The sequence below is a fragment of the Paenibacillus polymyxa genome, assembly GCF_001719045.1.
In the GTDB taxonomy this organism is placed as follows: Bacteria; Bacillota; Bacilli; order Paenibacillales; family Paenibacillaceae; genus Paenibacillus; species Paenibacillus polymyxa_B.
Window position 1 is genome coordinate 5,000,865 of record NZ_CP015423.1, and the last position, 15,599, is coordinate 5,016,463.

The 15,599-nt window shown below is 45.9% G+C and carries 16 protein-coding genes; all 16 read left to right on the forward strand.

Features of this window, described 5'->3' with window-relative positions; translation table 11 throughout:
- Positions 1-44 precede the first annotated feature (44 nt).
- Positions 45-269: a flagellar FlbD family protein gene (locus AOU00_RS22670; RefSeq protein WP_013309896.1), complete on the forward strand. Its 225-nt coding sequence runs from the start codon at positions 45-47 to the stop codon at positions 267-269.
- The gene (locus AOU00_RS22675; RefSeq protein ID WP_023988194.1) at positions 266-739 is read left to right on the forward strand and encodes a flagellar basal body-associated FliL family protein; all 474 of its coding nucleotides are present in this window, start codon (positions 266-268) and stop codon (positions 737-739) included. Before AOU00_RS22670 ends, AOU00_RS22675 begins: the two co-directional genes overlap by 4 nt.
- Before the next feature lie 43 nt (positions 740-782).
- Positions 783-1,781, forward strand: coding sequence for a flagellar motor switch protein FliM (gene fliM, locus AOU00_RS22680; protein ID WP_029516998.1), 999 nt, complete (start codon positions 783-785; stop codon positions 1,779-1,781).
- Positions 1,771-3,081, forward strand: a complete 1,311-nt coding sequence (gene fliY, locus AOU00_RS22685; RefSeq protein WP_069291729.1) for a flagellar motor switch phosphatase FliY — start codon at positions 1,771-1,773, stop codon at positions 3,079-3,081. Before fliM ends, fliY begins: the two co-directional genes overlap by 11 nt.
- A 29-nt stretch (positions 3,082-3,110) precedes the next feature.
- Positions 3,111-3,476 (forward strand): response regulator, encoded by a 366-nt coding sequence (locus AOU00_RS22690; protein WP_010346372.1) that lies wholly within the window; start codon positions 3,111-3,113, stop codon positions 3,474-3,476.
- 12 nt (positions 3,477-3,488) lie between these two features.
- Positions 3,489-4,022, forward strand: a complete 534-nt coding sequence (locus tag AOU00_RS22695) for a flagellar biosynthetic protein FliO (RefSeq protein ID WP_023988197.1) — start codon at positions 3,489-3,491, stop codon at positions 4,020-4,022.
- On the forward strand, positions 4,019-4,774 hold the full coding sequence (gene fliP, locus AOU00_RS22700; RefSeq protein ID WP_013309901.1) for a flagellar type III secretion system pore protein FliP: 756 nt from the start codon (positions 4,019-4,021) through the stop codon (positions 4,772-4,774). Before AOU00_RS22695 ends, fliP begins: the two co-directional genes overlap by 4 nt.
- Before the next feature lie 37 nt (positions 4,775-4,811).
- Positions 4,812-5,081: a flagellar biosynthesis protein FliQ gene (fliQ, locus tag AOU00_RS22705; RefSeq protein WP_007430038.1), complete on the forward strand. Its 270-nt coding sequence runs from the start codon at positions 4,812-4,814 to the stop codon at positions 5,079-5,081.
- A gap of 10 nt (positions 5,082-5,091) precedes the next feature.
- Positions 5,092-5,877: a flagellar biosynthetic protein FliR gene (gene fliR, locus AOU00_RS22710; protein ID WP_069291730.1), complete on the forward strand. Its 786-nt coding sequence runs from the start codon at positions 5,092-5,094 to the stop codon at positions 5,875-5,877.
- Positions 5,877-6,989 carry a flagellar biosynthesis protein FlhB gene (gene flhB / locus AOU00_RS22715; RefSeq protein WP_039274693.1) on the forward strand — a complete coding sequence of 371 codons (1,113 nt, stop codon included), beginning with the start codon at positions 5,877-5,879 and terminating at the stop codon, positions 6,987-6,989. Before fliR ends, flhB begins: the two co-directional genes overlap by 1 nt.
- A 23-nt stretch (positions 6,990-7,012) precedes the next feature.
- Positions 7,013-9,046: a flagellar biosynthesis protein FlhA gene (gene flhA, locus AOU00_RS22720; protein ID WP_016820963.1), complete on the forward strand. Its 2,034-nt coding sequence runs from the start codon at positions 7,013-7,015 to the stop codon at positions 9,044-9,046.
- A complete protein-coding gene (gene flhF, locus AOU00_RS22725) occupies positions 9,043-10,485 on the forward strand; it encodes a flagellar biosynthesis GTPase FlhF (protein WP_069291731.1) in 1,443 nt (480 codons plus the stop codon). The genes flhA and flhF overlap by 4 nt, the downstream gene beginning before the upstream one ends.
- A complete protein-coding gene (locus AOU00_RS22730) occupies positions 10,482-11,369 on the forward strand; it encodes a MinD/ParA family protein (protein ID WP_069291732.1) in 888 nt (295 codons plus the stop codon). The genes flhF and AOU00_RS22730 overlap by 4 nt, the downstream gene beginning before the upstream one ends.
- 30 nt (positions 11,370-11,399) lie before the next feature.
- Positions 11,400-12,944 carry a chemotaxis protein CheB gene (locus AOU00_RS22735; RefSeq protein ID WP_061829451.1) on the forward strand — a complete coding sequence of 515 codons (1,545 nt, stop codon included), beginning with the start codon at positions 11,400-11,402 and terminating at the stop codon, positions 12,942-12,944.
- 33 nt (positions 12,945-12,977) lie between these two features.
- On the forward strand, positions 12,978-15,074 hold the full coding sequence (locus AOU00_RS22740) for a chemotaxis protein CheA (protein WP_061829450.1): 2,097 nt from the start codon (positions 12,978-12,980) through the stop codon (positions 15,072-15,074).
- A gap of 62 nt (positions 15,075-15,136) precedes the next feature.
- A complete protein-coding gene (locus tag AOU00_RS22745) occupies positions 15,137-15,598 on the forward strand; it encodes a chemotaxis protein CheW (RefSeq protein WP_007430046.1) in 462 nt (153 codons plus the stop codon).
- Position 15,599 lies beyond the last annotated feature (1 nt).

Here is a 15,599-nt window from a genome sequence, read left to right on the forward strand (position 1 = left end):
AGGAGTAGAGGCTCCTCCGCACCTATCAGGAGGTTGGTGTTACGATGATCCCGTTAACGCGGCTGAACGGCTCGCCTATGTGGCTTAATGCGCTGCTCATTGAGACTGTGGAGGAAACACCGGATACATACGTCACTTTGGTGACGGGGAAACGGTTGATTGTATTGGAAAAAGCGGCAGATGTCGTCTCCTTGATCAAGGGTTACAGCCGTGAAATCGGCATGCATGCCGCCACGATAAAAGTGCAACAAATGGAGGAAGACGAATGAAGAAGATGCTGCCATGGCTCATTACAATTTTACTCGCGATTACTTTGATTGCAGGCGCGGCCTTTGTACTTATACCAGCGCTTAGCGGGAAGAAGTCGGAAGTCATACCGAATGCGCAAGCTGCTCAAGCAGAACAACTTCCAAGATTGTCAGCAGATGAATTGGTGGAAGTGAGCTCTGAAATTACCGGTATTAAAACGAATTTGGCAGACGCAGATTATATTGTCCAGATGAACCTATCTTTTCAATTGAACGATGCCAAAGCAAAAGAATCTTTTGAAAAAATTAAAGACATCAGTATTAAGCCCATCGTTATTCAATTGCTTGCAGACACCAAACCTGATGAGCTCAGAACGGCTAAAGGCCGGGATCAGTTCAGTGACAAGCTGACGGATCTCATCAACAAGTCGCTCCCTGAAGGTCACCTGGGGAACGCCAAAATTACAGACTTTTTGCTGGCAGCCATTTGATTCCAGGTGAACTTGTCAGGAACACGTAAGGGGGTGAATAACATTGGTGGATGTACTGTCACAAGGGGAAATTGATGCCCTTTTAGCAGCTCTTTCGTCCGGTGAAATGGATGCGGAAGAACTTAAAAAGGAAGATACCCAAAAGAAAGTTCGCGCTTATGATTTTAAAAGAGCGCTTAGGTTTTCCAAGGATCATATACGGAGTCTGACGCGGATACACGAGAACTTTGCACGGTATCTGACCACATATTTTTCAGCGCAGCTTCGTACTTTTGTCCAAATTAATGTCGTTCAGGTGGAGCAGCTTCCTTATGATGAATTCATTCGCTCCATTCCGAAAATGACCATTCTAAACATTTTTGAAGCTGAACCGCTGGAAGGCCGTATGGTGCTTGAGGTTCACCCGAACGTTGCTTATGCCATGTTGGACAGGCTTCTCGGAGGAACAGGTTCGGCACCGTCAAAGGTTACTGCGTTGACCGAAATCGAGACGACGATCATGGAGCGAATTTTCAGCCGTACCTTTGATAGCCTGCAAGAGGCTTGGAAAACGGTACTGGACATTGAACCGCGTCTAGAGGCGATGGAAACGAATCCGCAGTTTATGCAGATTGTTTCGCCCAATGAAACGATTGCTCTGATTTCGCTTAGCACCAAAATTGGTGATACCACAGGGATGATTAACCTCTGTATCCCGCACGTGGTATTGGAACCCATTATGGCCAGACTGTCCACGCACCAGTGGTTTACATCCGAAAAGAAATCAAGGGCGCCCGAAGAGATCGACGCCTTGAGATTACGGGTCACCAAAGCAGAGCTCCCTATTATTGCGGAGTTGGGTGAATCCCGGATAAATGTAGCCGAGTTTCTGGGTCTTTCGGTAGGGGATGTCATTTCATTGAACAAGCCTGTCAAAGAAGGACTATCCATCCGGGTGGGCGAGAAATTGAAGTTTATGGGAAGTCCCGGCATGGTAAGAGATCGTGTTGCCGTACAAATTGATGAAATTGTCAACGAAGGAGTTGAAGAAATTGACGAGTAAAGACTATTTGTCCCAGGAGGAAATCGATGCCTTGCTGAAACAGTCTGAAGCGGGGACGGATTCTACTCCCGCCAACAAGACCGTTGACGATTTTCTGACTCCTCTGGAGCAGGATGCTCTCGGGGAAATCGGTAATATAACGTTCGGCAGCGCAGCTACGGCTCTTTCCACACTGCTCGGTCAAAAGGTGGATATTACGACACCTAAAGTTTCAATTATTACCCGTTCTGAATTTGAAACTGCATTTCCAAAGCCACACGTAGCTGTACATGTAAATTATGTCGATGGATTCGAGGGTATTAACTCACTCGTAATCAAAAAGCGTGATGCACAAGTGATAGCGGACTTAATGCTTGGTGGTGAAGGTAACCCAGCGGATGAAGAATTGAATGAAATTCACATCAGTGCCGTGCAGGAAGCGATGAACCAGATGATGGGATCGTCGGCGACCTCTATGTCTACCATGTTTAATCGTTTTGTTAATATCTCTCCACCGGGGATTGATATTTTGGATCCTATGCACGGTGATGGAGTATCTAGTCTGCCGGATGAAGAGACGCTCATTACAGTATCCTTCCGGTTATTGATCGGGGATCTCATTGACTCTACGCTGATGCAACTGTTGCCTGTTAATTTCGCCAAAAAAATGGTGAGCATCCTAATGAATGGCGGAGAGGATGAAGAACAACCGCAAGCGTCCGCACAACAGGTAGCTGCAACAGCTGCTCCCGAAGCGCCGCAACAAGCTAGCGTTCCGCAGCAACCACCTGCACCAGCCTATCAGCAGCCACCTGCAGCCGCGCAGGCGCCGCAAGACGCAGGATATGGGCAACAACCGCCAATGTATCCTCAAGACCCGGGATATGGGCAGCAGGGCGCTCCAGGCTATGGAACACCGGGTTATGGAATGCCAGCTGGTGTACCGCCGCAAGCTCCTTATGGAACGCCTCATCACTACGGCGCAGTACCGGGACGTAATGTAAATGTACAACCTGTACAATTTTCTAACTTGCAGTCCGGTGCATTTGCGCAAGTGGATGAAAACAATTTAAATTTATTGATGGACATTCCCCTTAGAGTCACCGTAGAATTAGGAAGGACCCAAAAGCAAATTAAAGATATTCTGGAGCTCTCACAAGGTTCAATTATTGAACTGGACAAGCTTGCCGGGGAGCCGGTGGACATTTTGGTTAACAACAAACTGATTGCCAAGGGCGAGGTTGTCGTAATCGACGAGAACTTTGGCGTGCGTGTAACAGATATTGTAAGCCAATGGGACCGTATTCAAAAATTACAATAAAAGCATAATTTAGGGAGGATTTATTTCAGATGGCAAACCGTATTTTGATCGTGGACGATGCTGCATTTATGAGAATGATGATTCGGGACATCCTGTCCAAAAATGGATTTGAAGTAGTAGGAGAGGCCCAGGACGGATCACAGGCCATTGAAAAATTCAAGGAGCTTCGTCCGGACCTGATTACGATGGATATCACGATGCCTGAAATGGACGGCATTGCCGCTCTGAAGGAAATCAAACAAATTGACGCGAACGCAAAGGTTATCATGTGTTCCGCGATGGGTCAGCAAGCAATGGTTATTGATGCCATTCAAGCTGGCGCAAAAGATTTTATCGTTAAGCCTTTCCAATCGGATCGGGTTATCGAAGCCATCAACAAAACACTGGGTGTGTAAGGCGCACCCAGTATGGATACACAACAGGGTGCCTCTGACGCATTGAGTACATCCAGCAATATAGGCAACATTGCCTGGGTCCTTTTCGTGCTAATCTTTATCATCGTACTGATCGTGTACTTGATACGGTTTTTGAGTAAAAGAAATCAGAGCTGGTTTAGCAACCGCTCCGTTCGCATACTGGGAGGCGTGGGACTTGGTCCCAATAAATCCCTTCAGCTTGTTGAAGTTGGTAGCAGTGTGTACCTCATTGGTGTGGGAGAAGATATCCGGCTTGTTGACAAAGTATCCGATCCTGAAGAAGTGGAGCAAATTTTGGCCGCACTGGAGCAGGAAGCTTCTCTGCAGCGCGGCCCGATTGCCCCGCTATTCGCTAAAATTGCGGATAAGCTTCGCCGGAACAACGCGGCACAGCAGCAGCCTGAAGAGGAGACGTCTTTTCACGAGATGTTTGAATCCAAGCTTCGGCAAATGCCGAATCGCAAGGATAAACTTGAAAAGCTGCGCAATGAGGAGAATACTACAGATCGGTCGGGAGATTCATGAGAAAAAAGATTATACTTGCATGTTTGCTGCTTGTCTTGTTCAGCTTCATTTCGGTGACGGCGGCCTCTGCGGAACCGATTCCGAACATTGATATTCAAGTCGGCAATTCGGACAAAGGACAGCCCGGTGCCACCTCGCTGTCTATTATTTTACTTATTACTGTCATTAGTGTAGCGCCTGCGTTGCTTGTACTTATGACAAGTTTTACGCGAATTGTGATTGTGCTTGGCTTTGTGCGAACTTCGCTGGGAACCCAGCAGATGCCGCCTAATCAGGTGCTTGTCGGACTGGCTTTGTTTCTCACTTTATTCATTATGGCACCGACGTTCTCAGCTATGAATGAAACTGCACTTCAGCCGTATCTCAAGGGGGATATAACACAGTCTCAGGCGCTGGATAAGGCATCGGTACCGATCAAGACCTTTATGTTCTCTCATACACGTGAGAAGGATCTACTACTCTTTATGAAATACACCAAGATGGAAAAACCAAAGAATTATCAGGATATTCCACTAACGGTGATGGTTCCGGCTTATGCAATCAGTGAGTTGAAAACGGCATTTCAGATGGGTTTTATGATTTTCATACCATTTTTAGTTATAGACATTGTGGTATCGAGTACACTCATGGCTATGGGGATGATGATGCTACCACCGGTAATGATTTCACTTCCTTTTAAAATACTGCTTTTCGTACTTGTAGATGGTTGGTATTTGGTTGTCAAATCATTGCTTCTGAGTTTTAACACATGAATACTTCATGCAAGGACAGCAATCAAGGAGGACGGCAATGACTTCGGAGTTTATTATTTCCCTGGCTGGGCAAGCGGTGTACATTGTACTCAAGGTGAGCGCTCCGATGCTGATTTTGGGGCTAGTCGTGGGTTTGATTATCAGTATTTTTCAGGCGACAACCCAAATTCAGGAGCAAACACTGGCCTTTGTTCCGAAGATTGTCGCCGTATTGCTGGCATTGCTTTTGTTCGGGCCCTGGATATTGACCACATTAGTGGACTTTACGTATAACATTCTAGACAATTTGTACAAATATATAGGTTAGGCTGAATGTTATGAACATATTGTTACAGAGTTTTCCTGTTTTTTTGCTGATTTTTTGTCGGATTACCTCATTTTTTGTAGTAGCGCCTATTTTTTCAACCCGAGGGGTACCTAATATCTTTAAGGTCGGAATTTCAGGATTTCTAGCTTTGGTCGTGTATCTTACATATGGTACGCATCAACAGGTACCGACCGATGTATCGTACGTGCTGTTAGTGGGTCGTGAAGTGCTGATTGGGTTGTTATTGGGGTTTACTGCATATCTGTTCATGACAGCGATCCAAACTGCAGGTTCATTTATAGATCTACAGGTGGGCTTCGGAATGGCGAGTGTGTTTGATCCCATGACAGGGGCTTCAACGCCTTTAACGGGGAATTTTAAGTTTGCCATTGCAGTATTGTTCTTTTTAAGTATAAATGGGCACCATCATCTGCTAAATGCTATCTTATACAGCTATGATTGGGTACCGTTGACAAATGATTTTTTTGTAAAGCTGTATGGTGGCAGTGTAACTGAATTCCTGATACGTTCTTTTGCGGAATCATTTATGCTTGCTTTTCAAATTGCTGCTCCCATTGTAGTGGCTACCTTTTTAACAGATGTGGGACTTGGTTTTTTAGCTAAAACAGCGCCACAATTCAACATTTTTGTTATTGGTGTACCTCTTAAAATTATTGTGGGACTGTTCATGTTACTGCTTCTCATGCCAAGTTTTGCTTTCATATTCGAAAGATTGTTTTCGGTGATGTTCGAATCCATGCGCAACTTGTTGGATATTATGGGTAATCGTCCTTAATGTCTGGTCTGGAGGAACGTAGTTTGTCATTTAAATATGCTATGAACCTGCAGTTGTTCTCAGGGGAAAAAACGGAAAAAGCTACACCCAAAAAGAAACAGGATGCAAGACAAAAAGGGCAGGTTGCCAAAAGCATGGAGTTGCCCGCCGCTGGTGTCCTGCTGGTTACGTTTTTTTGCCTCATGATTTTCGGCGGGTATTTTAAGGACCATGCAGTTCGACTATTTCGGGATATTTTTGTGAATCGGCTCTCTATGGAGGTAACGCCGAACACAACGCTGCTGATGATGGGCGAGTATGGCGTGCAAATCTTGATTATGCTAGCACCTATTTTTATTGGGGCTATTGTCATCGGGATAGCAGCCAATTACATGCAGATCGGCTTTTTATTAACCGGAGAGGGCATTACGCCCAAGTTTAGCAAGATTGATCCGATTAAAGGATTCAAAAATATTTTTTCCATGAGGTCATTGGTTGAATTCCTAAAATCCGTTTTAAAGATGACTGTAATTGGTTATCTGGTGTACAGCGTACTCTGGAAAACAAAGGCTGACCTACCCAAACTGGCTGAAATGTCCGGCGATCAGATGTTGAGCTTTACAGCTTCATTAACGATGGAACTGGGGCTCAAAATTGGTGTGGTACTGTTCGTTTTAGCGGTATTGGATTATATGTATCAACGTTATGAGCATGAGAAAAACCTGAAAATGTCCAAACAAGACATCAAGGATGAATACAAGAAAATGGAGGGTGACCCGCTGATCAAAGGGAAAATTCGCGAGCGTCAGCGCCGTATGGCTATGCAGCGTATGATGCAGGAGGTTCCTAATGCAGATGTCATCATCACCAACCCTACGCACTTTGCTGTGGCTTTGAAATATGACGGTTCGGAGATGGAAGCGCCGCAGATTATTGCGAAAGGGCAAGATTACGTTGCGCTCCGAATTAAAGAAATTGCCAAGCAAAACGGCGTAATAACGATGGAAAACAAGCCGCTGGCGCGGGCGCTGTTTCAAAGAGCCGAAATCGGGGATGCGATACCAGCTGATCTGTTCCAGGCCGTTGCCGAAGTGCTGGCGTATGTATATAAATTAAAAGGTAAAGTGAAATAAAGGGATCGGAGGGCTAGAGACCCGTGAAAATAAAAGAAATAACTGTCCTTGCAGGCGTCATCGGTATCGTTCTTATGATGATTCTCCCGATCCCATCATGGCTGCTGGATATCCTACTCGTCATTAATATTTCTATTGCTTTGATGATTCTACTCGTTTCTATGAATACGAAGGAAGCTTTACAGTTTTCTATTTTCCCTTCATTGCTACTCATTACAACGTTGTTTCGTTTGGCACTTAATATCTCTACAACCAAACTTATTTTAGGTGAGGGCCATGCAGGGGAAGTAGTTGCTACGTTTGGTAGTTGGATTGCAGGAGGGCAAATTGCCGTCGGTTTTGTTGTCTTTCTCATTCTCGTGGTCGTACAGTTCATTGTTATCACCAAGGGATCTGAGCGGGTTGCTGAGGTAGGCGCACGGTTTACATTGGATGCGATGCCGGGTAAACAAATGAGTATTGATGCTGATCTGAATGCAGGTTTGATCAATGAGCAGCAAGCCCGTGAACGACGCAGTAAAATCGAACGGGAAGCTGATTTTTACGGAGCGATGGATGGTGCGAGTAAATTCGTTAAAGGTGATGCCATTGCTAGTATTATCATTTTGATCATTAACTTGGTCGGCGGCTTTATTATCGGTATGGCCGTTCAGGGAAAAGGATTTCAAGAGGCGCTGTCGACTTATTCTGTACTCACCATTGGTGACGGACTGGTCAGCCAGATTCCCGCACTGCTCATATCCACGGCGTCAGGCTTAATTGTTACACGGGCTACGTCGGATGGCAACTTGGCAGAGGATTTAACTGGACAGCTCTTTTCTTATCCAAAATTGATCTATATTGTGGCTGCCACAATTGCATTATTGGGTCTCTTCACGCCTATTCATATCATTACAACTCTTCCACTGGCGATTCTGCTGTTTTTCGCGGCTCGAAGAATGCAGGGCAATATGGAACGCAAGCAGATAGCCGATGAACAGCTGGAAGAGGAGCAACAAATTGAAGAAGTCCGTAGTCCAGAAAGTGTCATTAATCTGCTTCAGGTAGATCCAATTGAATTTGAATTTGGATACGGGTTAATTCCGCTGGCGGATACACAGCAGGGCGGGGATTTATTGGATCGGATTATTATGATCCGTCGTCAATGTGCTTTGGAGCTGGGTTTGGTTGTGCCGGTCATTCGTATTCGGGATAACATTCAGCTCAAGCCTAACGAATATGTCATTAAAATTAAAGGTAATACCGTGGGCGGCGGGGAGCTTCTGTTAAATCATTACCTGGCTATGAGTCCGGGATACGACGACGATTCTATTACAGGGATTGAAACGACAGAACCGGCCTTCGGATTGCCCGCGCTCTGGATTGATGAAAACACCAAGGATGTTGCGGAACTATCTGGTTATACCGTAGTTGATCCACCTTCAGTTGTAGCTACTCATCTTACGGAGACGATCAAGAAACATGCTCATGAGTTGCTTGGCAGACAGGAGACACGGTCGCTGGTCGACAATCTCAAAGAGAATTATCCAGTGCTGGTGGACGACCTTATTCCTTCTGTGCTTGCGATTGGGGATGTACAAAAAGTGTTAGCCAAGCTGTTGAAAGAAAAAATCTCCATTCGCGATATGGTGACTATTTTCGAAACGCTAGCTGACTACGGTACTTATACAAAAGATCCCGACGTGCTGACTGAATATGTCCGTCAGGCGTTGTCCCGACAGATTACGCAGCAATTTGCCCAACAAGGGGAGACGTTACGCGTTATTACAGTGGGACCAGGATTGGAGAAGAAAATTGCTGAAAGCGTGCAACAGTCGGAGCAAGGTAGCTATTTGGCTCTTGATCCGGTGTCTACGCAAACGGTGTATCAAAGGATGATGGAGCAAATCAACCGTCTCATTCAATCTGGACAGCAGCCTATTGTGTTAACGTCACCGACAATTCGGATGTATTTGCGGCAAGTGATGGAGCGGACTATGCAGGATGTCCCGGTGCTGTCGTACAGTGAGCTGGAGCCGAACGTTGAAATTCAAAGTGTCGGGGTGGTGAACTTATGAGAGTGAAACGATATGTAGTGGATACCATGCCAGAAGCTATGCTGCAAATCAGGGGTGACTTAGGAACAGACGCCGTCATTTTAAGTACAAAGGAAATGAAGGTCGGCGGTTTCATGGGAATGTTCAGTAAAAAGAAAATCGAAGTGGTAGCTGCGGTAGAGGAGAAGCAACCTCAAAAGCCACGACGGTTTGGATCATCTTCACAAGAGCTTGCCCAGGCGGCTTCATCTTCAATGAATGCTCCTGAACAGTCAGAAAAATCATTTATGCCTGTGGTTCCCAGACAAGCTGCTCCAGAAGCTTATCGGCGGGTAACGCAGATGACGGGTGGTTCCAAAGAAGAACAAGCTGAATTAACGAATGATGCAGAACAGGCAGCTTCAGCAACTGAGCATTTGTTATCTAGGCCTGCTAATAATCTGGAGACTATGTCTCAAGTACTTGATCATGAAGCATTGCTTTCGAACATGAAATCATCCAGTGAACTGTTTAAACAGCCCATTGAAGTAAGTGTTCCAGAGAAGAGCGGAGCAGAGGAAAATCAGACTCTGCTTAATGAATTGCGGGAAATGAAGGCTATGATGACTCGGTTTTCCCGAAATTCTTCATTAGAAAGTACTTGGCCGGAGCCGCTGCAAGAGATTTGTGAGCGTGTGCTGGAGCAGGAAGTGGAACGCGATTTACTGGAGTATTGGCTCGAACAGGTATATGTGCGCCGGAGTGAGCATCCTTTTGCGCCTGAAACTTTTGATTGGGAACAAGCCTTTCGTGAGGAAGTGGCCAGTTTTATTCAGACAAGACTGGACAAAGGGATCTCCAAAGATACCAAAATTGTGTATGTGGCAGGTCCTACCGGAGTAGGAAAAACGACAACCATTGCCAAGTTAGCAGCAGAGCAGTTGTTTAAGCATCATCGCAAAGTTGGATTTATTACTTCTGACACGTACCGGATTTCAGCCGTCGAGCAACTGCGTACATATGCTACGATTTTGAATGTACCGCTTGAAGTTGTGCAGTCTCCCGGTGACGTCCACAGAGCCATTCAACGTCTGGAACATTGTGACCTGATCCTCATGGATACCGCAGGACGAAATTATCGTAATGAATTACTTGTTTCGGAACTGCAAAGTCTGCTTTCGCCTATTAATGAAAGTGAGACGTATCTGGTACTCAGCCTGACATCCAAAAGCAAAGATATGCTCAATATAACTGGACATTTCAGTAAGTTTGGTCTTGGTAAGGTTGTATTTACTAAGATGGACGAGACAGGTAGCTGCGGTGGAATGTTTAATCTTTTGCATCAATTCCCGATGCAACTGGCCTATATTACCAATGGACAAAATGTTCCTGACGACCTGCTTCATCCCGATACAGAAATGGTGACAAGCATGCTGCTTGGACCCAAAGAATCATCAGGAGCTAACGGAGATTCCATATGAGTGACCAAGCCCAATCACTTAGACAAATGGCTTCTTCCTTGGATAAATATCGATTGCCCCCACGTAATCGTCAAGCCAAAATTATAACGATCACCAGTGGTAAAGGCGGGGTGGGCAAATCCAATTTTACGCTGAATTTTGCTCTGGCTCTGCAATCCCTTGGTCGAAAGGTACTTGTGTTTGATGCTGATATCGGTATGGCCAATATTGATGTATTAATGGGGGCCAATTCACAATACAATCTTCTTCACCTGTTAAAACGTGAGAAATCAATTGATGAAATTATTCAAACGGGTATAGGTGGTTTGCCTTATATTGCTGGAGGATCGGGCTTGAGCGAATTGTTTACGTTATCGGATGGCGATCTGAATTATTTTGCCGAAGAAGTAGAAAAAATGGCGGCAGATATGGATTACATTCTATTTGATACAGGTGCAGGTTTATCTAAAGAAAACCTTAAATTCATCACTTCAGCTGACGAATGCCTGGTCGTAACCACACCGGAACCGACGTCCTTAACAGATGCGTATGCGCTAATTAAAGTCGTCAGCGGGTTGCAAAAGAATACGGTATTCAAAATTATAGTCAATCGTGCCGATAACGATAATGAGGCCCGTCAAGTTGCCGATAAGATCGCACTGGTTGCGAAACGCTTTTTGGAGATCGAAATCCCGTTGCTTGGGCATATCAGTGATGATACTCATGTCATGCAAGCAGTCAAAAGGCAAGTACCTTTTATGGTTGCTTTTCCGGGATGTGCGGCTTCAAGAGATGTATTGAATCTGGCACACCGTTTTGCAGCAATGCCACAGATTCCGCAATCAGGTGCATTGAGTGGAATTAAAGGGTTTATGCAAAAATGGTTGCGACGTTCTGTACATTGATTTTGATGAGAGGAAACAGAGGTGTTTAACATGTGTGCTTACCGGGTGCTGGTTGTAGATGATTCGGCCTTTATGCGCAAAATTATTACAGATTTAATTGTAAGGGATGAGTCGTTCAACATCGTAGGTACAGCCGCCAATGGCAAAGAGGCTGTAGAGAAAGTGAAGGAATTGCAGCCCGATTTGGTCACCATGGATGTCGAGATGCCTGAAATGAATGGTCTTGAAGCATTGCCATTGATTATGGCAGCCCATCCGCTACCTGTTATTATGCTGTCAGGCATTAATGAACAAGGCATGAAGGAGACCATCATGGCTCTGGAGGCAGGAGCTTTCGATTTTATAAGAAAGCCTTCCATTACTCATGCGCAAGATATCGAGCAAGTGAGCAAGGCGCTGCTGGAACAGATGCACACTGCTATGCAAGCAGTGCGGAGCCGCCTGGAGCGCAAGGAAGCTAATGAGCGCAAAGCTGCATTGGAACAAACGAAAAAAACGCCACAGGAAAAGCCTACAGGACAGGCGGTGACTGAGAAACGAGCAGGCAGTCAAGCTTCGACAGACAAGCCTCCTGTTGTTCCGCTTGCTCCTTCACCTGCTGTATCAACTCAGCCGAAGCGTGATGCTGGCAAGTCCGTCCCGGCAGCAGCCAAGCAGGAAACGAAACGACAACAGTCTGGAACATCTGTTACGGCGGGGCGCATAGAACAGCCAGCTGCTCAGCCAAGCAAGTCAGTCCAAGCATCTACTGTTCAGAAGAAGGAAGACTTGTCCAAGGGGATGGGACGAACACCAGGGAAACTAAACAGTTCTAATACGGCCGCTGACAAATCGCTGCATGGTAAGGATAAAGCAGGGCTGGTTAAGCCGGAGCCCCGTAAGACGGTGAGTTCATCAGCTACTCCTATTCCAGCGGCTGCTACGCCTCCAGTAACGGCACCTACAGTTCCTGCCGCACCTAAAGGATTTTCTCTTAAAAAAGGTGTGCATACGTCCAGCTTTCGCAAACTGGTGGCGGTGGGATGTTCTACGGGCGGTCCGCGGGCGCTTAAGACGCTGTTGGAACGCATTCCTGGTGATTTTCCTGCTCCAATCGTTATCGTTCAGCATATGCCGCCAAACTTCACTCGTTCGCTGGCACAACGCTTGAACACGTTAAGTCCACTCCGAGTTGTGGAGGCTGAGCAGGGAATGACGCTGGAGACTGGAACGGCCTACATTGCCCCAGGGGGATATCAACTAAGAATTGTGCCCGGAGTCGGTGGTAAATACACTGTGTCACTGAAGATGGAGGAAGCTCGCAATGGTCACCGTCCTTCCGTAGATACGATGTTTGAATCGTTGCTCTCGTTAACCTCGTTGGAGCGGCATCTAGTATTGCTCACTGGAATGGGGAGCGACGGGGCCAAAATGATGAAAAAGCTTTATGATGCTGGGGTACAATCCACATTTGCTGAAAATGAGGAAACTTGTGTAGTGTACGGAATGCCCCGCTCAGCAGTAGAGTTAAAATGTGTGCGTCACCTTCTGCCAATGCAGGAGATCGCCCCCAAGCTTGTACAAGTTGTGAAATAATCGGAGTGTAACTCATGGAGGAGGTGTCTCACAATGGACATGAACCAATATTTAAACATGTTTATTGATGAGTCGAATGATCATCTGCAATCTCTTAACGAAAAAATGCTTCAACTGGAAAGCAATCCAACCGATCTAGGCATCGTTCAGGTGATTTTCCGTTCTGCCCATACCCTCAAAGGAATGGCTGCTACGATGGGATTTGAAGACTTAGCATCGCTAACTCACCAAATGGAAAACGTTCTTGATCTGGTACGTAACAACAAGCTGGCGATGCATGAATTTATATTCGATACCTTATTTAAAGGATTGGATGCTTTGGAGTCCATGGTGCAGCACATTACAGAGGGAGGCGACGGAAAAGCGGATGTCTCCTCTATTGTATCTTCACTACAATCCATCGTGAGTGGGGATTTCCAAAAGTCCGGCACAAATGCTGCCACTGAGGAGTCTCCATCTAAAAAAGTGGACAAAAACGATAGTGCTGGGCTTGTCTTGGATCAGTTCCAGTATTCTGTGCTGGAGCAATCTATTTCTGAAGGACATCGTGTTCACTATATACAGGTAACAATCAGCTCAGAGAGCCAGTTGAAAGCGGCACGTGCCTTTATGGTATTCAATACGCTGGAAAACTCTGGTGAAATCGTCAAGGCCTATCCGTCGGTACAGGATATTGAGCAGGAGAAATTCGAGCAAAGCTTCTCGTTATATTACATAACGCAGAAAGAAGTTGGGGAGCTGGAAAAGGAAATCGCGGGTATCTCTGAAATTGACACTGTCTCAGTGGTACAACTAGATCAGGAATCGCTTAAACAAATGAGCGAAGTTACTGCTGGACTGGCTGAGGCTGCTGCGGTGCAGGAAGCACCTGTTGCCGTGCAACCACCTGCTCCATCCCAGCCGCAGTCTCCAGCTGCGGCCTCTGTGGCTAAGCCAGCAGCAGGTAAAGCGCCAGCAGCTAAGGCAGCTGCGCCTACGCATAACCGTACGATTCGCGTAGATATTGAACGCCTGGATGTACTTATGAACTTATTTAGCGAGTTGCTCATTGACCGTGTGCGGTTAGAGCAGTTGGCAAGTGAAGCTTCCAATCCAGCACTGACAGAAACAGTAGAGCACATGAGTCGTGTGAGCAGCGATTTGCAAAACGTCGTTCTTAAATTGCGGATGGTACCAGTAGATACTGTTTTCAATCGTTTCCCGCGTATGGTGCGCGATCTGGCCAAATCGCTGGATAAAAAACTTGATTTGGTTATTACTGGAGCAGAGACTGAAATGGACCGCACTGTTATCGACGAAATTGGCGATCCTCTGGTGCATTTGCTTCGGAACTCCGTGGATCATGGCATTGAGTCGGTAGCCGACCGGATTGCAGCTGGTAAACCTGAGACAGGAACGGTTCACTTGCGTGCTTTCCATAGCGGAAATAACGTATTCATCGAGATTGAAGACGACGGAAATGGTATTAATCGCGATAAGGTACTAAACAGTGCTATTTCTAAAGGGATTTTGACGGCAGAGCAAGCAGCGGTCATGACCGACGAGGAAGCCTATCAGGTATTGTTTGCTCCGGGCTTCAGTACAGCTGCAGTCATTTCAGACGTATCAGGACGTGGTGTCGGTTTGGACGTTGTTAAATCCAAAATCACCGCTTTGGGTGGCAATGTTACGGTTCACTCTACACTGGGCCAAGGCACTAATTTCTCTGTACAATTGCCGCTGACCCTATCCATTATTGCAGCCATGATGATACAGATCGGTTCTGAAAAATATGCGATTCCATTGTCCTCCATTGTGGAGACTGCGATCGTCAAGCGGACACAAATTCGTTCAGTACATGGCAATAAAATGATTGCTTTCCGCGATTCTCATATCCCGCTCATCTCCTTGAGTCAGCTGTTCGAGGTACCGGACTTCAATGAAGATGAAGAAGAAGAGACAGAGGTCGTGGTCATCCGCAAGGGAGACCGTCTGGCAGCTCTTTCCGTACAGGACTTTTTGGGACAAAGTGAAATTGTCCTTAAAAATCTGGGCAAATACCTTCCAAACATCCAAGGAATTTCAGGCGCCACGATTCTGGGTGACGGTCAGGTTGCTTTGATCATCGACCCAAATGTTTTCATTAAATAATGTCTTCATCAAAAATGAAAGAAATGTGAAGTTGCTGACATCAATAAGGAGGTTTTTTAGACATGGGAGAAGAAATTAAAGTTATCGTATTTAAGCTTGGTGAAGAGGAATACGGTGTTGAAGTAGAAAAAGTCCAATCTATTGAACGCATGGTGCCGATTACACGGGTTCCAAGAACCTACGATTTTGTTAAAGGCGTATTCAACATGAGAGGCGTAGTCATTCCGGTTATTGATCTTCGTGGCCGGTTTGGATTACCTGAAGCTGAATATACCGATCAAACTCGCATCATTATCGTTGCAGTGGGTGAAATGCAAGTCGGCTTTATCGTTGACTCAGCGAATGACGTTATTGACCTGAATACTGACAATATCGAGACACCACCGGAAGTGATTGGCGGAGTTAAGGCTAAATACCTTCGCGGAGTTGCTAAGATTGGTGAAGAGCGCTTGTTGATTATGCTGAACTTGTCTGAAGTCCTGAATCGTAGCGAGATGAACCAACTGGAAGGCTTAGAGGATTAGT